Annotated in this window: 20 protein-coding genes and 1 pseudogene; 11 read left to right on the top strand and 10 right to left on the bottom strand. The window is 69.0% G+C overall.

Annotated elements, in window-relative coordinates:
- Nucleotides 1-124: 124 nt before the first annotated feature.
- Nucleotides 125-949, bottom strand: coding sequence for a helix-turn-helix domain-containing protein (locus ACFYO0_RS33930; protein WP_388683983.1), 825 nt, complete (start codon nt 947-949; stop codon nt 125-127).
- A 399-nt stretch (nt 950-1348) separates the two neighbouring features.
- Here ACFYO0_RS33930 and ACFYO0_RS33925 point away from each other — a divergent pair, with 399 nt between their 5' ends.
- Nucleotides 1349-1825, top strand: coding sequence for an ATP-binding protein (locus ACFYO0_RS33925; protein WP_388683835.1), 477 nt, complete (start codon nt 1349-1351; stop codon nt 1823-1825).
- A 66-nt stretch (nt 1826-1891) separates the two neighbouring features.
- Here ACFYO0_RS33925 and ACFYO0_RS33920 read toward each other — a convergent pair whose 3' ends face one another.
- The 5 genes from ACFYO0_RS33920 to rpmG form a co-directional block, all read right to left on the bottom strand.
- Complete coding sequence (locus ACFYO0_RS33920) at nt 1892-2113, bottom strand: DUF397 domain-containing protein (RefSeq protein WP_165266060.1); 222 nt, start codon at nt 2111-2113, stop codon at nt 1892-1894.
- A 389-nt stretch (nt 2114-2502) separates the two neighbouring features.
- Nucleotides 2503-2736: a 30S ribosomal protein S18 gene (gene rpsR, locus ACFYO0_RS33915; protein ID WP_388683833.1), complete on the bottom strand. Its 234-nt coding sequence runs from the start codon at nt 2734-2736 to the stop codon at nt 2503-2505.
- Nucleotides 2737-2739: 3 nt separating this feature from the next.
- Nucleotides 2740-3873, bottom strand: coding sequence for a CobW family GTP-binding protein (locus ACFYO0_RS33910; RefSeq protein ID WP_388683831.1), 1134 nt, complete (start codon nt 3871-3873; stop codon nt 2740-2742).
- Entirely contained in the window at nt 3873-4127 is a 255-nt protein-coding gene (locus ACFYO0_RS33905) for a type B 50S ribosomal protein L31 (protein ID WP_388683828.1), read from the bottom strand. The genes ACFYO0_RS33910 and ACFYO0_RS33905 overlap by 1 nt, the downstream gene beginning before the upstream one ends.
- Nucleotides 4128-4132: 5 nt before the next feature.
- Complete coding sequence (rpmG, locus tag ACFYO0_RS33900) at nt 4133-4297, bottom strand: 50S ribosomal protein L33 (RefSeq protein ID WP_344387972.1); 165 nt, start codon at nt 4295-4297, stop codon at nt 4133-4135.
- A 71-nt stretch (nt 4298-4368) separates the two neighbouring features.
- Between rpmG and rpmB the strand changes: the two genes are divergently transcribed.
- The 3 genes from rpmB to ACFYO0_RS33885 all read left to right on the top strand — a co-directional run bounded on the left by rpmB (nt 4369) and on the right by ACFYO0_RS33885 (nt 5486).
- Complete coding sequence (rpmB, locus tag ACFYO0_RS33895; RefSeq protein WP_388683825.1) at nt 4369-4605, top strand: 50S ribosomal protein L28; 237 nt, start codon at nt 4369-4371, stop codon at nt 4603-4605.
- Nucleotides 4605-4910: a 30S ribosomal protein S14 gene (rpsN, locus tag ACFYO0_RS33890; RefSeq protein ID WP_388683823.1), complete on the top strand. Its 306-nt coding sequence runs from the start codon at nt 4605-4607 to the stop codon at nt 4908-4910. The genes rpmB and rpsN overlap by 1 nt, the downstream gene beginning before the upstream one ends.
- A gap of 63 nt (nt 4911-4973) precedes the next feature.
- Nucleotides 4974-5486 (top strand): hypothetical protein, encoded by a 513-nt coding sequence (locus ACFYO0_RS33885; RefSeq protein WP_388683821.1) that lies wholly within the window; start codon nt 4974-4976, stop codon nt 5484-5486.
- A gap of 89 nt (nt 5487-5575) precedes the next feature.
- Here ACFYO0_RS33885 and ACFYO0_RS33880 read toward each other — a convergent pair whose 3' ends face one another.
- The gene (locus ACFYO0_RS33880; RefSeq protein ID WP_388683818.1) at nt 5576-6700 is read right to left on the bottom strand and encodes a DUF2786 domain-containing protein; all 1125 of its coding nucleotides are present in this window, start codon (nt 6698-6700) and stop codon (nt 5576-5578) included.
- Between the two features lie 135 nt (nt 6701-6835).
- A pseudogene (locus ACFYO0_RS33875) lies at nt 6836-7156 on the bottom strand (DUF4440 domain-containing protein); the annotation flags it as partial.
- Nucleotides 7157-7302: 146 nt separating this feature from the next.
- On the opposite strand from ACFYO0_RS33875, the gene ACFYO0_RS33870 reads away from it, so the two are divergent.
- Entirely contained in the window at nt 7303-8037 is a 735-nt protein-coding gene (locus tag ACFYO0_RS33870) for a Clp protease N-terminal domain-containing protein (protein WP_388683815.1), read from the top strand.
- A gap of 78 nt (nt 8038-8115) precedes the next feature.
- A complete protein-coding gene (locus ACFYO0_RS33865; protein WP_388683813.1) occupies nt 8116-9807 on the top strand; it encodes a bifunctional 3'-5' exonuclease/DNA polymerase in 1692 nt (563 codons plus the stop codon).
- Nucleotides 9808-9972: 165 nt separating this feature from the next.
- On the opposite strand, the gene ACFYO0_RS33860 is transcribed toward ACFYO0_RS33865, so the two are convergent.
- Nucleotides 9973-10821 carry a glycosyltransferase family 2 protein gene (locus ACFYO0_RS33860; protein ID WP_388683980.1) on the bottom strand — a complete coding sequence of 283 codons (849 nt, stop codon included), beginning with the start codon at nt 10819-10821 and terminating at the stop codon, nt 9973-9975.
- A gap of 331 nt (nt 10822-11152) precedes the next feature.
- Between ACFYO0_RS33860 and ACFYO0_RS33855 the strand changes: the two genes are divergently transcribed.
- From ACFYO0_RS33855 to ACFYO0_RS33835, 5 genes are all read left to right on the top strand, one after another.
- Nucleotides 11153-13555, top strand: a complete 2403-nt coding sequence (locus tag ACFYO0_RS33855; RefSeq protein ID WP_388683811.1) for a SpoIIE family protein phosphatase — start codon at nt 11153-11155, stop codon at nt 13553-13555.
- Nucleotides 13556-13557: 2 nt separating this feature from the next.
- Complete coding sequence (locus tag ACFYO0_RS33850) at nt 13558-14565, top strand: LacI family DNA-binding transcriptional regulator (protein WP_388683808.1); 1008 nt, start codon at nt 13558-13560, stop codon at nt 14563-14565.
- Between the two features lie 107 nt (nt 14566-14672).
- On the top strand, nt 14673-15953 hold the full coding sequence (locus ACFYO0_RS33845; RefSeq protein WP_388683805.1) for an extracellular solute-binding protein: 1281 nt from the start codon (nt 14673-14675) through the stop codon (nt 15951-15953).
- Nucleotides 15950-16879, top strand: a complete 930-nt coding sequence (locus ACFYO0_RS33840) for a carbohydrate ABC transporter permease (RefSeq protein ID WP_388683802.1) — start codon at nt 15950-15952, stop codon at nt 16877-16879. The genes ACFYO0_RS33845 and ACFYO0_RS33840 overlap by 4 nt, the downstream gene beginning before the upstream one ends.
- Entirely contained in the window at nt 16876-17700 is an 825-nt protein-coding gene (locus ACFYO0_RS33835) for a carbohydrate ABC transporter permease (protein WP_388683801.1), read from the top strand. Before ACFYO0_RS33840 ends, ACFYO0_RS33835 begins: the two co-directional genes overlap by 4 nt.
- Before the next feature lie 99 nt (nt 17701-17799).
- Here ACFYO0_RS33835 and ACFYO0_RS33830 read toward each other — a convergent pair whose 3' ends face one another.
- Nucleotides 17800-19068 (bottom strand): lipase family protein, encoded by a 1269-nt coding sequence (locus ACFYO0_RS33830; RefSeq protein ID WP_388683799.1) that lies wholly within the window; start codon nt 19066-19068, stop codon nt 17800-17802.
- Between the last annotated feature and the right edge of the window lie 363 nt (nt 19069-19431).

Genomic DNA, 19431 nt, shown 5'->3' with positions numbered 1-19431 from the left:
CCGCCCATGGCAGACACCCGCAGACACCCGATCCGTGTCAAGGTCTGATCACGCGTCATCGTACTTGCGTTCAAGGCGACTTGAAGGGAATTGAAGAACCCTCTGGGAGAACCTGTGAAGGCTTTCAGGACAGTTGCAGCAGGCCGCGCAGCACGTCCCGGCTCTCGTTCGGTCCCGGGCTGTCGTCCTGGAGCTGCTGCATCGCCTTCTCGTACTGCGTGACGTCTTCCCGCTTGTCCAGATACAGCGCGCTGGTGAGCTGCTCCAGGTAGACCACGTCGGACAGATCGGACTCGGGGAAGGTGAGCACCGTGAAGGCGCCGCTCTCGCCGGCATGTCCGCCGAAGCTGAACGGCATGACCTGAAGCCGTACGTTCGGCCGCTCGGAGATCTCGATCAGATGCTGGAGCTGACCTCGCATCACTTCCCGGTCGCCGTACGGGCGTCGCAGTGCCGCTTCGTCGAGTACGACATGGAAGTCCGGGGCGTTCTCGGACACCAGGTACTTCTGGCGCTCCATGCGCAGCGCCACGCGCTTGTCGATGTCGGACACGCTGGCGTTCTTCATGCCGCGCTCCACAACCGCGTGCGCGTACGCCTCGGTCTGCAACAGGCCGTGCACGAACTGCACTTCGTACGACCGGATCAGGGACGCGGCGCCCTCCAGGCCGACATAGGTCGGGAACCAGGTGGGCAGCACGTCCGAGTAACTGTGCCACCAGCCCGCGACGTTGGCCTCCTTGGCGAGGGAGAGCAGTGAGTTGCGCTCCGTCTCGTCGGTGATGCCGTACAGCGTCAACAGATCCTCGACGTCACGCGTTTTGAAGCTCACCCTCCCCAACTCCATACGGCTGATCTTCGACTCGGAGGCGCGGATCGAGTACCCGGCCGCTTCCCGGGTGATCCCGCGCGACTCGCGCAGCCGCCTGAGTTGCGAGCCGAGCAGCATGCGACGTACCACCGATCCCGACTCTTGCGCGCTCACGTTCGTCAGCCTCCCCAACCGTCTTCAGGGGCCGCAGTCTGCCACTAAAACACTCCACGGTGTACTCGTTCGGTTACACAAACGGCAAGACCTCCAGGGCGGTTGAACAGGAACTTGCAAGGAGAAGACCGGTCAGGGGGAGATCAAAAAGAGGCCAGAGGGAGGTCAGAGGCAGAAAAACAGCAAGAAGTTGGCGGAAAAAAAGAGCAAGAAATGGTACGTCAAGGTCCAATTCAGGCGCGTGCACGTGCATCTGCCCTTGCATCTGCCGTACGCATTCGGAACCATGGTCCCGCGCCACCGCTGCATCGCAACGACCGCGAATTCCCGGGAGTGCCTCGCATGGGGACGAATGGATCGACCATGCTCGAGCCGTTAAGGCAGGGGCTTCCGCCACTGGATCCCGCGGCCGTGTCCAACGCCGCTTCTTGTGCTCTGCCCGCCCGCTACGAAGCGGTGCGCGACGCACGGAAGTTTACGCGCGGAACTCTGAACGAATGGGACATAGGCGACCGCTTCGACGACGTGTGCCTGGTCGTCTCGGAACTCGTCACCAACGCGCTGCGGCACGCGCTGCCTTCGGACACCCCCCGCGCGCCCGAGCTGGGTCCGCCCGTGCGGCTGCACTTGATGCACTGGACCGGGAGACTCGTGTGCGCCGTGCGCGACCCCAGTCACGACAGCCCGGTGGCGCGCGACTCGGACGACTTCTCGGCGGAGTCGGGGCGCGGACTGTTCCTGGTGGACTCGTTCGCCGACAGCTGGGGATGGCACCCGCTCGCGGGCACGCTCAGCGGCAAGGTCGTATGGGCGCTGTTCCGGCTCCATTCGGCCGACTGAGGAACCGCGGCGCTTTTACGCGCCGCGGTTCTACGCGCGTTACGGTGCGCGAGGTGGCGATAGCGCTCAGTTGCCCGCCACCAGGTGGTCGAACTCGCCGTCCTTGATGCCCAGGAGCATGGCCTCGATCTCGGCGCGCGTGTAGACGAGCGCGGGCCCGTCAGGGAAGCGCGAGTTGCGCACCGCCACCTCACCTCCGGGCAGCCGGGCGAACTCCACGCAGGAGCCCTGGGAGTTGCTGTGCCTGCTCTTCTGCCAGGCCACCCCGTACAGCTCCGTGGCAGCCATGCCGTTGTACACGTCGTGGTCCACAGGTCGCTCCCCGGTGGCGCAGTGGCGTCTTGGTGCCAGTGATGCGATGGTCAACTGACCCGGATCATAGCCCTCTTCACGTGCGGATGCATGGGCAGATGCACGTGCACGCGCGGTGGTCCTGCGGTTACAGCGCCCACGCACGCCTCGCACGTTGGCAGCCGCTCCAGCGCCTGCCCCGGAGATCGCATCCCATGCGGCCTCCGGCCCCGTACTGGTCGAATCCCTCTTGCTGTAGGAACAGACGTATCCCGCACGGTTTGTGTTCCATTGAACTGCCGCCGAACTGACCCGCCGTCAACGACAGCGGCCCCCCACCGACGGCATGAACGCCGCTGGTGGAAGGCCGCTGGGGTGGCGCGTGGCTACCGTGACGCGTACGGCAACAACGCCATCTCCCGTGCGTTCTTGATCGCGCGCGCCAACTGGCGCTGCTGCTGGGAAGAAACCCGGGTGACCCGTCGGCTGCGGATCTTGCCCCGGTCCGAGATGAACCTCCGCAGCAGCTCGGTGTCCTTGTAGTCGATGTACGTGATCCCTGCCGCTTCCAGCGGGTTGGGGCGGGGCTTCTGCGGCTTGCGCTCGGGCTTGCGGGGCATGGGTCAGACCTCCAGGAGGGTGTCGAAGGCGGGCGGGAGCTGTTTCCAGGCGGTGCGGCCCGCTGCGTACTCCGCCTCGGTCAACAGGCAGGATTCGAGGAGGCGTTCAAGGCCGTCGCGGTCCAGGCCCGGGGACGTGAAGACCAGGTGCTGGCAGCAGTCGCCGTGCTCCGCGTGCCAGTCGAGGGCTGCCGCGGCGCGGCGCACCGGCGGCACCATCTCCCAGGCCGCGTCCGGCAGCGAGGCAAGCCAGGGGCCCGCGTTCTCGACGCACAGGGCACCTCCTGCCGCGTCCCAGTGCAGCAGGGTGTCGGGCCGGTCGGCGAGCCAGAACCGGCCGCGGCTGCGGGCCGCGGCGCAGGTCAGGTCCTCCAGCGCCGCGTACAGCCGCTCCGGGTGGAAGGGGCGTCGACGGTGCCATACGAGGGTGGAGACGCCGCACTCGTCGGCCTCGGCCGGCAGCAGTGCACAGGCCGGGTGCTGGGCGGCAGCGGCGGCGTCCACATCGAAGCCGGCCAGCGCGGCATCCGCCAAGTCACCGTGGCCGAGCAGGACTTGGCGGGCGGTCGGATGGAGTTGCGCCAGCAGCGCCCGGTCGGTGTCGTCGGCGCACTCGGCCTCGTCGGACTCCGCGACGGCGAGCACGGGCGCGTACTCCAGCTGACGTGCGAACGTGTCGGCGATGGTGCGCTGGTCGGTGGCGGCAGCGGCGAGGCCCGCCTCCGCGAGGTCGTCGCCGTTGCCGAGATACGGCAGGACCAGCGCGGGGTCGACCGCCGTGATCACGCCGGTCAGCCGGAGCCCGGCGCCCGCGACGACCTCGGCCATCGCCTTGGGCTCGACCGACTCCCACAGCTCGACGACCGCGAGCCGGGTCGTCCCGTCCTCCGCGAGCCGCTCCAGCTCGGGCACCAGGTCCTCGCGCAGCGCACAGCACGCGCAGTCGTTGACGAGCGGCGCCTCACCGATCGACACGGGGCCGCCGCTGTCGCGGATCGTGCGAACGACCGTGCCCTGCACGGCTGTTGCGAGGTCATGGTGCAGCGCGACGGCCCCCGGGACATCGGCGAGCAGCCGGTCGACGGCCGCCCTTCGCGCATCGGCGTGCAGTCCGCCGACGATGGCGACGGACAGCATCAGCCGGCCTCGCGCTTCCCGTACCGCTTCTCGAAGCGCTCCACACGTCCCGCCGTGTCCAGCACGCGGGCCGTGCCCGTGTAGAAGGGGTGGCTCACATTCGAGATCTCGACGTCGACAACCGGGTAGGTGTTGCCGTCCTCCCACTGGATCGTCTTCTCGCTCGTCATGGTCGAGCAGGTCAGGAAGGCGTGGTTGGCGGCTCGGTCGCGGAAGACGACAGGGCCGTACGCCGGGTGAATCCCCTCACGCATCGGGATCAGCGCTCCTCTCGGAAGTCGACGTGGCGGCCCACGATCGGGTCGTACTTGCGCAGGGTCATCCGGTCGGGGTCGTTACGCCGGTTCTTGCGCGTGACGTACGTGTAGCCGGTCCCGGCCGTGGACCGGAGCTTGATGACCGGACGGAGTTCGTTGCGTGCCATGCGGCTAGTATATGAAAACGGATCCCGTTTCCAATAAGCTGTTCAGAGAGAACCCAGAGAGGTACGTCACCATGTCCGCCCACTGCATGCTGACCGGAGCCCAACCCGGCTTCGGCAACACCATTTCCCACTCCCATCGCCGTACGTCCCGCCGCTTCGACCCCAACATCCAGAGCAAGCGCTATTGGCTGCCGAGCGAGGGCAGGCACGTACGGCTGAAGCTCAGCACGAAGGGGATCAAGACCGTCGACACGATCGGCGTCGAGGCGGCCGTGGCCAGGATTCGTGCCCGTGGGGTGAAGGTCTGATGGCAAAGAAGAGCAAGATCGCGAAGAACGAGAAGCGGCGGGAGACCGTCGCGCGGTACGCGGCCCGCCGTGCCGAGCTCAAGGAGATCATCCGCAGGCCGTCCTCCTCGGCGGCCGAGAAGCTCTCCGCCCAGGAGGAACTGCGCAGGCAGCCGCGCGACGCCAGCCCCACGCGTGTACGCAACCGGGACAGTGTGGACGGACGGCCACGCGGGTACTTGCGCACTTTCGGGCTCTCGCGGGTGAATCTGCGTGAGCAGGCGCACGCGGGCTTTCTCCCCGGGGTCCGCAAGTCGTCCTGGTAGACGCACTGGTAGCTTGCGGTCGTTACAGCGACGACTTCTTTGGCCAGACCCTTGGGGGCTTCAGTGACTTCGGCGACCTTCTCGCGCAGGCAGGCGCGGTTCGCGTCCGTGGCGGCGGGGCTGGCTGCCGCGCTCGTCCTGACCGGGTGCAGCAGTGATTCCGACGGGAACACAGCTGGGGACGAGGCCTCGTCGCCTCAGCCGAGCGCGGCGGCGAGCTCGGCCGACGCCGACGGGGGCTCCGGTGGAGGTGCGGCCGAGGCCGACGGGGTGGAAGGCAGCTGGGTCACCTCGAAGGAGGGCAAACTCATCGCCTTGATGATCGAGGGTGCGAAGGTCGCGATGTTCTCGACGGGCGGGTCCGTGTGCAGTGGGACCGCCCGGGAGACGTCGGGCGAGCAGAAGATCGCCCTGCAGTGCACCGACGGCAACAAGGACCGGGGCCAGGGTGTGATCGACTCCGTCAGCTCCTCGACCATGAAGGTGACGTGGGAGGGGTTCGGCGAGGAGACGTACACGCGGTCGGAGGACGGGAAGTGGCCTGAGGGGTTGCCTACGGCGAGCTTGGGGTCCTGAGTTCTTTCCCGATGCCGACTGACGGTCCGTGGAATCCATCGGGTTCCACGGGCCGTCCGGCTTTCCGGGGGTGCGGTTTCCGGGTGCGGTCAGGGCAGTTGCTGATGTCGTTCGACCTGGGCGCGGTCCGCAGCCTCGGCGCCCTGGGTCCAGCCTGCCGCGTCGTTGACGCCGCGCAGGCGGGTCGTGGTCGTCTCCGGGAACAGGCGGTCCGTTCGGTCGGTGACCGCGGCCTCGCGGGTGGCGAGGACCGGGAGGAGGTCTTCGGTCACCTGGGTTTCGGTGGCGGACGTCAGACGGGTGGCGATGCGGTGGGCGTATGCCGCCAGGAACGACTGGCGGAAGGTCTTCGTACGGCGGCGGCCGGACGCGCGGGCGGCGGCCTCCGCCTTCGTCATCGCGGCCGTGGCCTGCACGAGCAGTGAGGTGTGGAGGAGTTCGACCGCCTCCAGGTCCGGCTCGAAACCGACCACCGTGGAGAAGCCGAGGGCTTCGTTCCACACGGCGCGGCAGCGGTTCGCGGCGGCGACGGCGTCGAGGAGGGTGGCCTTGGCCGTCTCGTACGGCGGGTCGATCCCGATCCGGCACGCGCCCGGTGCGTCGGCGGCGGGCGTACGCGCCGCGAGCAGGGCCTCGTCGATACTGTGCCGCGCCATCAGCTCCTGCGCCTTGCCGGTGAGCGCCTCCGCCTCCTCCGGGAAACCCGTCGCCTCCGCCTTGGCGAGGAGGGCGCGGATACGGGGAAGCATCCGGGACTCGGGCGTTTTACTGGTCGGCTTGCTGGTCGGGTCGTCGAGCGGTTCGAGGGCCGGCAGGCGCAGGAGCAGGCGGTACAGCTCCAGTACGGCGGTCGCGTACGAGAAACGGTCAGTACGTTCCGTTCGTACGGTGCCGGGGTCGAGCTCTTCGAGCTGCGCCGCCCACCGCCGTCCGCGCGGCTGCTTGTGGCGGGCCTCCGCGCCGAGGACCAGGCCCGACACCAGGCGTACGTGCGCCTCGTCCAGTTCGCGTCGCACGATCCGTACGACGTCGGCGGGCTGCCAGCCGCGCCGCCAGGCCGTGGCGATGAACTCCTCGCCGCGCAGGGTGAGTTCGGCGTCGGCCGAAGGGTCGGCGGCGAGCAGGGACGCGCCTGTGTCGAGGGCCGTGTCGGTGTCGGCGTAGAGGGCGGTTTCGAAGGCGCGGTCCACGGTGCCGGGCGTACTGGTACTCACGTGTTCGATCGTGTCACGGCGCTTCGTGGTGGAGGGCTCCCCACAGAAGCAGCGCGCGGACGAGGTGATCGCGGAGCGACGGCCGGTAGCGCCATGTCAGGGGTCAGGTGAGGCCGTCGAGAGCAGCCGGGGAGTTCAGCGGGCGGGAGGGACGAACTCGGGCTGGTCGAGCAGGCGCAGCCAGCTTCCGTCAGGCTGGCGGCGAACGACCTGCGCCCGGGCACCGGCGCCGTCCTTCGGCGGGGTCGAGGTAAGGGCGATGTCGCCGCTGGCCAGTGTCGGCAGCGGTTGTTCCGGCTCGAAGCGGGGACGGTCGGCCAGCACCTGAGCACGCACAGCCCCGCCCTGCGTGAGCTGCTCGTGCACAGCCGACAAGCCTTCACAGAGGTCTGAGGGGCAGACCGGCATCGCCTGGTGATGTTCATCGTGGTGACGGGCGGCCGTGGTGGCCCGGTCGCGGGTGCCGCAGTTCGTGAACCCCGGACTCGGTCACGTCATGGGCCGGTTCCTCATCCTCGGCGTCACCCATTCCGGCCCGCGAGCACACGATTCCCCGTCAACCCAAGGTTGACACCTCGCTGCTGTCAACCTACGGTTGACGCATGACCGAGAACTCAGCTGTCACGGCATCCGTACGTCTCGACGACCTCATCGAAGCGATCAAGAAGGTCCACACCGACGCGCTCGACCAGCTCCAGGACGCGGTGATCGCCGCGGATCACCTCGGCGACGTGGCCGATCACCTGATCGGTCACTTCGTGGACCAGGCCCGGCGTTCGGGCGCGTCCTGGACGGACATCGGCAGGAGCATGGGGGTCACCCGGCAGGCCGCCCAGAAGCGGTTCGTGCCGAAGGGCGAGTCGGACCTCGACCCCAGCCAGGGCTTCAGCCGCTACACGCCACGGGCCAGGAACGTGGTGATCGTCTCCCAGAACGAGGCCAAGACCGCGGGCAACGACCAGATCCGCACCGAGCACCTGATTCTCGGCCTGCTCGCCGAGCCGGACGGCCTCGGGGCGAAGGCCATCACCGCGCAGGGCGTCACCCTGGACGCCGTGCGCGAGGCCGCGACCGCCGCCCTGCCGCCGCGCGCCGAGGACGTACCCACACTCGTCCCCTTCGACAGCAACGCCAAGAAGGCCCTCGAACTCACCTTCCGCGAGGCCCTCCGGCTCGGCCACAACTACATCGGCACGGAACACATCCTGCTCGCGCTGCTGGAGCACGAGGGCGGCACGGGCGTACTCAGCGGACTGGGCCTGGACAAGACGGCGGCCGAGGCCGGCATCGCGAAGATGCTGGAGAAGGTGGCGAAGGCAGTCCAGGAGGAGGCGTGAGGGAATGAAACAGGGTTAAAGTGCAGGTCACAGCCCTGCTGGACACCGTTGTCAGACCCGCCTGCGAGACTCGCCGTCATGAGCGACCGGTGGGCTCTCGCGCCGGCCGAGGAGGGCGGAGCCGAACTCGTCCCCCTCGGCTCCGACGGACTGCCCGCGGGGCCGGTCGTGAAGGAGCCGGACCTCGTCACGGCCGTGCGCACCCGGCCCCAGGTCGCCCGCTGGGTGTGGCGGGCAACGAGTGAGGTGTACCCCCGGCTCCTCGACGCGGGCGTCCGCGTAGAGCGGTGCTACGACATCGAGGTCGCCGAGAACCTCCTGCTCGGCCACGAGGGGCGACTGGGCGAGCCCCGGTCGGCGGCAGCCGCGCTGGCCAGGCTGCGCGGCGGCCCCGTACCGCCGGATCCACCGCAGCGTTCCGCCGAACCGGGCTCGCAGTCCTCGCTGTTCGAGCCGCGCCCGGTACACGTACCGCTGGAACAGCTCCTGGAGGTGTACGCGGCTCAGCAGCGACGGCACGACGCGACCGCACACCCGGTCAGGACGCGGCTGCTGACCGCCGCCGAGTCGGCGGGCACGCTGGTGGCCGGCGAGATGAACGCGTCGGGGCTGCCGTGGAGCGCGGACGTGCACCGCGAGGTGCTGCACGAACTGCTCGGCGAGCGGTATGCGGGCGGGGGCGAGCCCAAGCGCCTTGCCGAGCTGACGGACGAGGTGTCGGCCGCGTTCGGGCGCCGGGTGCGGCCCGATCTGCCCGCCGACGTGGTGAAGGCCTTCGCGCTGGCCGGGATCAAGGTGAAGTCCACCCGCCGGTGGGAGATCGAAGCCGTAGACCATCCGGCGGTGAAGCCGCTGCTGGAGTACAAGACGCTGTACCGCATCTGGGTCGCCCATGGCTGGTCGTGGCTGCAGGACTGGGTGCGGGACGGGCGGTTCCGGCCGGAATATCTGCCGGGCGGGACGGTCACCGGGCGCTGGGTGACCAATGGCGGGGGCGCGCTGCAGATCCCCAAGGTGATCCGTCGCGCCGTGATCGCCGACCCGGGCTGGCGGCTCGTCGTGGCGGACGCCGACCAGATGGAGCCGCGCGTACTGGCCGCGATCTCGCGCGACCCGGGCCTGATGGAGGTCGCGGGTCGGGAGACCGACCTCTACCAGTCCGTCTCCGAACGCGCCTTCGCCGGCAACCGCGACCAGGCGAAGCTCGCGGTGCTCGGCGCGGTGTACGGCCAGACCTCCGGGGACGGCCTCAAGAACCTCGCCGCGCTGCGCCGCCGCTTCCCCAGGGCCGTCGCGTACGTGGACGAGGCGGCGCGGGCGGGCGAGGAGGGACGGCTCGTGCGTACATGGCTGGGGCGGACCTGTCCTCCGGCGGTGGGCGCCGCCGACTCGGCCGAGGAGGCGGGGATTCCGCAGGACGAACCTCCTGTCGAGGCCGTCGACACCGAGGAGTGGGTGCCGGGGTACGCGTCCACCAACTCCCGCGCGCGTGGCCGCTTCGCCCGTAACTTCGTCGTCCAGGGCAGCGCCGCCGACTGGGCTCTGCTGGTGCTTGCCGCGCTCCGGCGCAGCTGTGCGGACCTGGCCGCCGAGCTGGTCTTCTTCCAGCACGACGAGGTGATCGTGCACTGCCCGGCCGAGGAGGCGGACACGGTGGTCACGGCGATACGGGAGGCGGCGGACCTGGCGGGCCGACTGACGTTCGGCGAGACGCCGGTGCGGTTTCCGTTCACGACGGCGGTCGTGGAGTGCTATGCGGACGCCAAGTGAGGCCTAGGCGCTCCGCTGGAAGCACGGTGATGAATCTGCGGGCCGGTGAGGGGTGGTCGCTCCCCCACTCTCGGCTTCGCTCGACCGGGAGGGGACCCCATCGCGGCGGAGCCGCATAGTCACGGCCCCGCACCGGACGTCACCAAGGCGCCTGGAACGGCGGCCTCAGATGACCGGCGGTCGCCCCAGCCGTGCGAGATGCCACACGGTGCGCCAGCGCATCGGCCGCCGTTCGCCGCCCGGCTCCCGCAGGCCCTCCACGAAGCCGCCGAACCAGGCGCGAAGACCGCCGACGGAGCGCGTACGCAGGAGGGTCAGCGCGATCCAGACGCCCAGGTGGACGGGGATGAGCGGGAGGGGCAGCCGGCGCCGGGTCAGCCAGACGCGGTTGCGTGCGGTGACGCGGTGGTAGATGGCGTGCCGGGCGGGAGAGGTTTTGGGGTGCTGGAGCAGCAGTTCAGGGACGTAACGGATGGTCCAGCCGGCGTCCGCGGCCCGCCATGCCAGGTCGGTCTCCTCGTGCGCGAAGAAGAACTCCGCGGGCCAGTCGCCGATCTCCGCGAGCATCTTCATCGAGAAGGCGTGCGCGCCCCCGAGGAATCCGGTCACGAGCCCGCCGCGCAGCGGGTCCTTGGCGCCCAGCCGGGGCACATGGCGCCGCTGCGTCTCGCCGTGCTCGTCGGCGATGCGGAAGGCGACGATGCCGAGGCGCGGATCGGCGGCGTACAAGTCCCGTACCTTGCTGAGGACATCGGTGTCGACGAGCAGACCGTCGTCGTCCAGCTCGACCACGACGTCCACATCGCCGAACTCCCGCAACCGCCGCAGCGCGACGTTCCGGCCGCCCGGGCAGCCGAGGTTCTCGTCGAGCTCGATGGTGGTGACCTCGCAGGGAAGGCCGGTGAACTCGGGCAGGGGGCAGCCGTTCCCCACGATCACGACTCTTGCCGGCGGGAGGTCCTGCTTGGCCACCGAGACCAGCAGCGCTTCGACCTCCGCGGGCCGATTCCCCATGGTCACCACGGCGACAGCGATCCGCGGTTCGACCGACACGACGCCCACCCCACTCACTCGACAACGGGGACGATGCTAGCCGTTAACGGTAAGGACGTCTTAAGTACATTCCGAGTTCGAGGTCGTGTCGGAGGCAAGGAGCGGGCAGGAATCCGGGCTCCCCTTCGAGGTACGTACGGAGGTGAAGACGCGCTCACGGCGTACGACCTTCGTGCGGTCTTCGGCGCATTCGTTCTACACGTGAGTCCGACTTGTCCGTTCAGTCCTGAGCGCGCACGCTGAGGACTAACCAGGACTATCACTGACATGACTGGCGCGAATTGAGCGAACGATGGACACCGCCGCCACAGCCACCATCAGCCCGCGGGGCGTTGTCACGGGCTGGAGCGAAGGAGCTCGCCGGCTGCTGGGCTACAGCGCGTCGGAGATCGTGGGGCGCAGGGCGGCCGATCTGCTCGCCACGGTGGGGCTCTCCGACGCCACCGGTTACGCCCTGGCCAGTACGCAGGAATGGAGCGGTACGGCAGCCCTCCGCCATCAGGACGGTCACCGTCTCGATCTGAGCCTGCACTCCTCCCCCTCGCTGGACCGGAACGGCGAGACGGAGGCGTATCTCGTGACCGCCACCACGGACGTGCCCCAGCCGACGAACGACCACGAGGCGGACGACGGCGAGGTCGTGGAGTGGGCGTTCGACCAGTCCTCGATCGCCCTGTCCGCCTTTACGAAGGGTTCGGGGTCGCACGGCTGGCACGTCACCACGTCGGCGCAGCACACCGGCCAGTACACGAACGAGGGAGTCGACACAGACGAGGACGACGAAGGAGACGAGGCATTCCGGCGGCACATCGACCAGGTGGCCGAGCAGGCGACGCCGATGCGTTACGAGCGCCACATCGAGGCCCCGTCCGCCCCCTCCTCCTTCCGCGAGCACGCCCGCGTCACCGAGATGTGGCCCGTCCTGGATCCCGTCACCGGCCGGGTGTGCGGGGTCGGCACCGCCACGTTCGACAGCAGCGAGCAGCACTGGGCGCGGCAGCGGCTGGCCCTGCTGAACGAGGCGGGCGCCTGTATCGGCACCACCTTGGATGTGACGCGTACCGCCCAGGAACTCGCCGATCTGGTCGTGCCCCGGCTCGCCGACTTCATCAGTGTGGACCTGCTCGACTCCGTGACCCGCGGGGACGAACCGGTCGCGGGACCGGTCGACGCGGGCGTGGAACTGCGGCGGATCGCGCACGCGTCCGGCTCCGAGGACACGCCCGAGGCGGCGGTCGACCTCGGCGAGGCCGACACCTACCCCCCGTACTCGCCGCCGGCGCGCTGTCTGGCCACCGGGCGGGCCGTGCTCAGCGGGGCGAACGATCCGGACTTCGTGCGGTGGATCGGGCAGAGCGAGGCCAGGAGCGCGAGCGTACGCGGGCGCGGTTTCCACTCGATCATGGCGGTTCCGCTGCGGGCCCGCGGGATCACGCTCGGAATGGCCCTCTTCGCCCGGGACCGGTCCTCGGATGCCTTCGCCGAGGACGATCTGGTGCTCGCCGAGGAGCTGGCGGGGCGGGCGGCCGTCGGCGTGGACAACGCACGTCGTTACACCCGCGAGCGCACCAACGCGCTCACGCTGCAACGCAGCCTCCTGCCGCGCGAGTTCCCCGAGCAGGCGGCCGTCGAGGTCGCGTTCCGCTATCTGCCGGCCGGTTCGGGGGCCGGGGTGGGCGGCGACTGGTTCGACGTGGTGCCGCTGTCCGGGACACGGGTCGCCCTGGTCGTCGGGGACGTGGTCGGCCATGGGCTGCATGCCTCGGCGACCATGGGACGGCTGCGCACGGCGGTCCGTACGCTCGCCGACGTCGATCTGCCGCCGGACGAACTCCTCACCCACCTCGACGACCTGGTCACCCATCTCTCCACGGACGACGACACCCTCACCGCGGACCTGCCGGACCTCGGTGACTTCGGCGAGATCGGCGCCACATGTCTGTACGCCGTCTACGACCCGGTCTCGCGCGTGTGCACCCTGGCCAGCGCCGGCCATCCGCCGCCCGCCGTGCTGCGGCCCGACGGCACGGTCACCCTGGTCGAGCTCTCGCCCGGGCCGCTGCTGGGGGTCGGCGGGCTGCCCTTCGAGTCCACCGAGATCGACCTGCCCGAGGGCTCCCTGCTCGCCTTCTACACCGACGGACTGATCGAGGCCCGCGACCATGACGTCGGTGCCGGACTCGACCGGCTCTGCAAGGCCCTCGCATCCCCCGTGCCCTCGCTCGACGTCACCTGCGACGCCATCCTCAAGGCGCTGCTGCCCGACAGCCGTGACGACGACGTAGCCCTGCTTCTCGCGCGTACCCGCGCGCTGCACGCCGACCAGGTCGCCGCGTGGGCCCTGCCGTCCGACCCGGCGATCGTCGCCGCCGCCCGTGCCCAGACTTCCCGCCAACTGGCGACCTGGGGTCTGGAGGAGGCGGCGTTCATCACCGAGCTGGTGGTGAGCGAACTGGTCACCAACGCCATCCGGTACGGAGCGGTCCCCATCGGCCTGCGCCTCATCCGCGACCGCGCCCTCATCTGCGAGGTCTCCGACGCCAGCAACACGGCTCCCCATCTGCGCCGCGCCCGCATCTTCGACGAGGGCGGACGCGGACTGCACATGGTCGCCCAGCTCACCCAGGGCTGGGGCACCCGCCAGACCGCCACGGGCAAAACCATCTGGGCCGAACAACCACTCCCGGTCAGCTGAAGATGAGCGGACGGACGGGCGGGCCGGGGACGGAGACGGGGGGTGGCGGCCCGGGGCGTGAGGATGTCGCGTCGGTCCCCGGCGGTGGCCGTACCCACACCCTCGGGTTGCTCTATCCGCCCGCTCGTCGTGGCCGGCACTACACCGCGATGCAGCTCGACTTCATCGGCGGGGTGGCCGAGACTGCCACGGAGTACGGCTACGACCTGTTGCTCTCGCCCAGCGAATCCGAGAACGACCTCTCCTTTCAGCGGATTCTCGCCGAACGGCGGGTGGACGGGCTGATCGTGATGGAGATCCGGCGGGAGGACGACCGGGTCGAGCATCTCGCCAAGGCCGGGTTTCCGTTCGTCACCATCGGCAGGAACCGGCGGGCGGACGAGACCGGATGGGTCGATCTGGACTTCACCGGGCTGGCCGACAGTTGCGTACAGCACCTCGCTGACCTGGGCCACAGCCGGATCGCCTTCGTCAATCGCTCGGCGCAGCTCTTCGAGAGCGGGTACGGCTTCGCGCACCTGGCGGTGGAGGGCTACACCGAGGCCATGGCGCGGCTGGGGCTCACGCCGCACGCGTATCTCTGCGACGAGGACGTCGCCGGGGGCGAGGCGGTGCTGGAGCGGATCCTGCGGGACGACCCGGCGACCACCTCGGTCGTCACCATGAACGAGGCGGCCCTCGGCGGTGTGTATCGCGGGCTGACGCGGCACGGCCGTGCCGTACCCCGGGACTTCTCGGTCGTCGGCGTGGCGGCCGGGCGCTGGGCGGAGCAGGTGACACCGGAGCTCACCGCGGCCGAGATCCCCGCCGCGGAGATGAGCCGGGTCGGTGTCGAGCTGATGGTGGAACGGCTCACCTCGCCCGGCGCGCCTCCCCGGCATGTCCTGCTGAAACCGCTGATCTCCCTGCGCGCGAGTACCGGCAGGTGCAGGGCCGTGCCCGGTACGGAGCCGAAGCCGGAACTCCCCGATTTTCCCGACATACCGGATTTCCCAGGTTCCGATTTCTGAGCCGAGTACATGCGTTCATGAATTCCTGAGCCGAGTGAACCTCCGAGCCGAGTCCCTGCCGAGTACCTGCAGGCCAGTTCTGATCCACGTGCTGATAGGAGCCTCCCATGCCGTCCACCACTGACCGCCGCGCCATTGACCGCCGCGCCTTTCTGCGTACCGCGGGTGCGGGAGCCGCCGCCCTCGGAACGGCCGGGGCCCTGGCATCCTGCGGTTCCGGAAACTTCGGGAACGCGGAGCAGGGAAGCGCAGGCACGACCACCCTCACCTGGTGGGACTACTTCACCCTGGAGAACTTCCAGCCCGGCATGAGAGCCCTCATCGAGGACATCGAGGCCAACGTCCCGGACGTACGCATCGACCGCCGCACCTTCCCCTTCGCGGACCTGGAGCGGCAGATCACCCTGGGCGCGGTCTCCGGTGACCTCCCGGACCTCGCCATCGTCGACAACGTCGCGATGAACTCCCTCGGCGGCAGCGACCTGCTGGCCGACCTCACCGACCGGGTCGAGGAGTGGGGCCAGGCCGACCAGTACTACAGGGGCCCGTGGGCCGGCTGCCAGGTCGACGGCAAGACCCTCGGCATCCCGAACAACAGCAACTGCCTCGCCCTCTACTACAACACCGAGATCCTCCGGTCCGCGAACGTGAAGCCCCCCACCACCTGGGACGAACTGGCCGCCGCGGCAGAGCGGTTGACCAGCGGGAACCGGTTCGGCCTGGCGATGAGCGCGATCAGGACCGAGGAGGGCGTCTTCCAGTTCCTGCCGTTCCTGTGGCAGACCGGCGGCGACCTGGACACCTTCGCCACCGACGGGGCGACCGCGCTGACCTTCCTCGACGACCTGGTCGCCAAGGGCTCCCTGTCCGAGCAGTGCGTGGGCTGGACCCAGCAGGACGTCAACACCCGGTTCATCGACGGGCGCGCCGCGATGCAGATCAACGGCCCCTGGCAGATCCCCACCCTGAAGAAGGAGACGGATCTGGAGTGGAGCGTCGTCGCCCTCCCCCGCGACAAGGCCGCCGCCACCTGCCTGGGCGGCGAGAACTGGGTCGTGATGGCGAGCAGCGAGAAGCAGGACAAGGCGTGGGAGGTACTGGAGTACACCCAGCGTCCGTCGGTCCTGGTGCCGTACCTGGAGTCGTTCGGCAACCTCCCCTCCCGCAAGGACCTTGCCGATGAGGGCACTTGGGCCTCCGACCCGGCCCTGCGGCTCTTCCTCGGCCAGCTGTCCCTCGCCCGCCCGCGCACATACGGGCCGGGGTACCCGGACATCTCCCGGGCCGTCGCCGACGCCGAGCAGGCCGTACTCACCGACTCGGCCGCGCCCTCGGCTGCGGCGAGGACCGCCGCCGGGAAGATCGACGAGGCGCTGGAGCGGCGGTGAGACCACGCCTTACCAACGTTTCACGCTCACCCTCGGCCCGCCTGAGACGGACCGGGTACCTCTTCACCCTCCCCGGCCTAGCCTTCCTCGCCCTCTTCCTTGCGTACCCCCTGCTCTACAACGCCTGGATCTCCGTGCACGACGTGGGCCTGAGCGGGCTGCTCGGCGGGGCCACGCGGTTCAACGGCCTCGCGAACTACCGGGCCACCGTCGCCGACCCGGACTTCTGGCACGCGGCCCGGCTCTCGGTGGTGTTCACCGTGGGCTCACTGCTGTTCCAGTTCACGATCGGCTTCGCCCTGGCCCTGCTCTTCGCCCGGCCCTTCCCTCTGAACGGCCTGCTCCGGTCACTGCTGTTGGTGGCCTGGCTGCTGCCGCCGGTGGTCAGCGGCACCCTCTTCCGCTGGATGCTCGACGGCGAGTCAGGCGCGTACAACGCCCTGCTGCGAGCCGTCGGCCCAGACACCCTGGCGCGTGACTGGCTCATCGACCCGGGCACCTCCCTGGCCGGGGTCGTCTTCGCGAACGTATGGGTCGGCGTGCCCTTCAACATGCTGCTGCTCCTGGTCGGACTGCACACCATCGACCCGGAGCTGCACGAGGCCGCCGCCATCGACGGGGCGAGCGCCTGGCAGCGGTTCCGCTGGATCACCCTGCCGCTGATGCGGCCCGTCTCGGTGACGGTGCTGCTGCTCGGTCTCGTCTACACATTCAAGGTCTTCGACATCATCTTCGTGATGACGGGCGGCGGCCCGGTCGACGCCACCAGCGTCCTTTCGCTCTATGTGTACGAGGTCTTCTTCAGGTTCTTCCGGTTCGGTGAGGGTGCCGCCGCCGGACTGCTGCTGCTCGTCGTACCGCTGCTCGCGGGGCTCGGCTACGTACGGCGACTGCGCCGGGAGGAACGGGAGGAAGGGGCCGTATGAAACCGGCGCGCCGCCCCTGGCTGCTCACCGCCACCGCAACGCTGATCACCGCCGCCTTTCTGCTGCCGGTCTACTGGATGCTCAACACCAGCCTCACGCGGCCGGACCGGATCCTGGGCGAGTCCCCGCGGTGGATCCCCGCACCGGTCACCACCGAGAACTACTCGGCGGCATGGGACGACGCCCTCCTCCAGGCCCTGTTCAACAGCCTGGTGATCTCCTGCGGAGTGGTCGCGCTCACCCTGCTCTTCGGCGTCCCCCTCAGCTACGCACTCGCCCGGGTCCGCATGCGCGGCTCCGGCACCATGGTGCTCGCGCTGCTCGTCGCTCAACTGCCGCCCAGCATCGTGCTGGCGGCTCCGTTGTTCATCCTCGAACGCCGGGCCGGCATCGACGACACGTACCTCGGTCTGATCGCCGCCGACACCACCCTCACCCTCCCGTTCGCGGTGATCGTGCTGCGTCCTGTACTGCGCGGCGTACCGAGGGACCTGGAGGAGGCCGCGCTGGTCGACGGCTGTGGCCTCGTGGGCGTACTGCTCCGTATCGTCCTGCCGCTCATGGTGCCCGGCCTGGTGGCGGTCGCCGGGCTCTCCTTCCTCATCGGCTGGGGCGAGTTCGTCTTCGGCCTCACCCTCGCCAAGGAGCCCGGAGTACAGCCCGTCACCGTCCTCCTCAACTCCTTCGTCGGCCAGCACGGGACCGCGTGGGGAGCGCTGATGGCCACGGCCGCTGTCGTATGCGTTCCGGTGGTGTGCGTCTTCGCGATCTTCCAGCGCTTCATTGTGGGCGGACTCACGGCGGGGAGCATCAAGGGCTGAGGGTTGGCCGTAGCGGGCGCGGCGCAACGCAGAGTCCCCGTCAGCGAACTGACGGGGACTCATCGACGATCGAGCGATCGAGCGATCAGGCGATCGAGGTCAATCGCCGAATTCATCCGATACGCGCCCAGGGGTCAGCGCCCCGATGTAATGCGCAGGAAGATGGTCTTCCAGTGAGTACACGACAGGAAGAGCCCGCAGGATCTGGGATTTCCGCGCGGCCAGCGTCGTCGCGCCCAGTGCGAACCCGAGGAAGCTCGACATCTGTGACGTGTACGTGTCCGTTTCGCGCCAGGCCCCCGTCGGCGGCTGGTACGAGGACCCCAGGTATCTCAACCAGCCGGCCACGCTCTGCTGAAGGTGCGAAATCCGGTACCGGTACTCGCGCCCGAAGTGCTCGTACGGCCCTGCGGTCACCGGCGGGAAATGCGGAATGACATCGTCGCCGTGAACGTACCTGATGATCTTCCCGCTGAATTCGCGGTCGTTCTCGCAGGCTCTGGCGAAACTCGGATCGCCGATCATCGGCTGACCGAACGTGTACACCCCCTTGAGGAGCTCGGCGACAGCCGCGTATTTCTTCTCGTGCCGCAGCATCACAGCCATCATCGAGGCCATGGCCCCTCCGAGACTGTGCCCGGTGATGTACAGCGCCTCAAGCTTCCCCGGCATCTCGCCGGATTCACCCTCCACCGGTTTACGCACCGATCGCCCCGCCACGGCGCGCCGCAACGCCTCCATGACCTCGTGGCGCGTTGCCCGGACATTGCGGTAGAAGCCGGCGTGCACGCTGGCGCAGGGATCTTCGAACTGGTAGTTGATCCTCTCCGGTTCGACATCGACGTCGGTCAGCCCATTGGCCAGATTCGTCGGTTCGGTGCCCCTGTAGCAGAGGATGACCACCTTCCCGTCGCTGCTCTGGATCAGAAACGCCCTGGAGCAGATGAACATGGCGTCGACGGTCGCCGAGACCAGACGGCAGTGGTTCTTCTCGAGCCCCATCCTCGCCATGATCATCGAGACGGTTTCCGCCCCCGAATAGGCGTAGCCGGAACAGACGGCCATGACATGGGCGGCTACCGGATCTGGATGCTCCTTGATGCCCGCCAGATGCGTCGACAGGCCCTTGTGGACCGGGAAGCCGTCGGTCTCCCAGTACGCGGCGCTCGCTTGGTCGGCTTCCGGGAGCTGGGAGTACCGCGCCCCGTCCGGCTGATTGAACGGCCGGAGCTGCTGGTACGCCGGAGCCTCCGTGTCGACGGTCCACAGCCCGCCTGTTTCCAGCACGGATCGCATCGTCCGCGCGTCATGCCCATCGGGGGACTGCACGTCGGTCGCTGTCTGGGGATTCTGCATCAGGGTGCCCACCTCCGGGGCAGGGGAATTCAGGAGGGTCAGGGGTCGAGGGCCGGGGGAATTCACGAATCGACCGATGTGTCGGCGCTTCTCGCGGGGACCTCCGGCGAGGAGCAGAATCAGTACCGGCCATACGTCGACCTATGCTTTCCGTGCGTGCGCGGCTTCCGAATCCGGATCCGCAGACGATTCACCCTTTTGGCCTCATCGGCCGTCCACAGGGCGCCGTCGATAAGTTGCAGCCCATAAGACGCAGTCCATAAGGCACGTACAAGCGTCCTCGTGTTGCACCCTTCCGTCTCCGCGGTGAAGCTCGGTGCCGTGCGCCGAAAAAAGCGCCGAGTAGCACCTGATCCAAGGACGTGGCGGAACTCG

Source organism: Streptomyces sp. NPDC006365 (assembly GCF_042870755.1).
Lineage (GTDB): Bacteria > Actinomycetota > Actinomycetes > Streptomycetales > Streptomycetaceae > Streptomyces > Streptomyces xiangluensis.
This window is presented reverse-complemented; position numbering and strand designations above follow the sequence as displayed.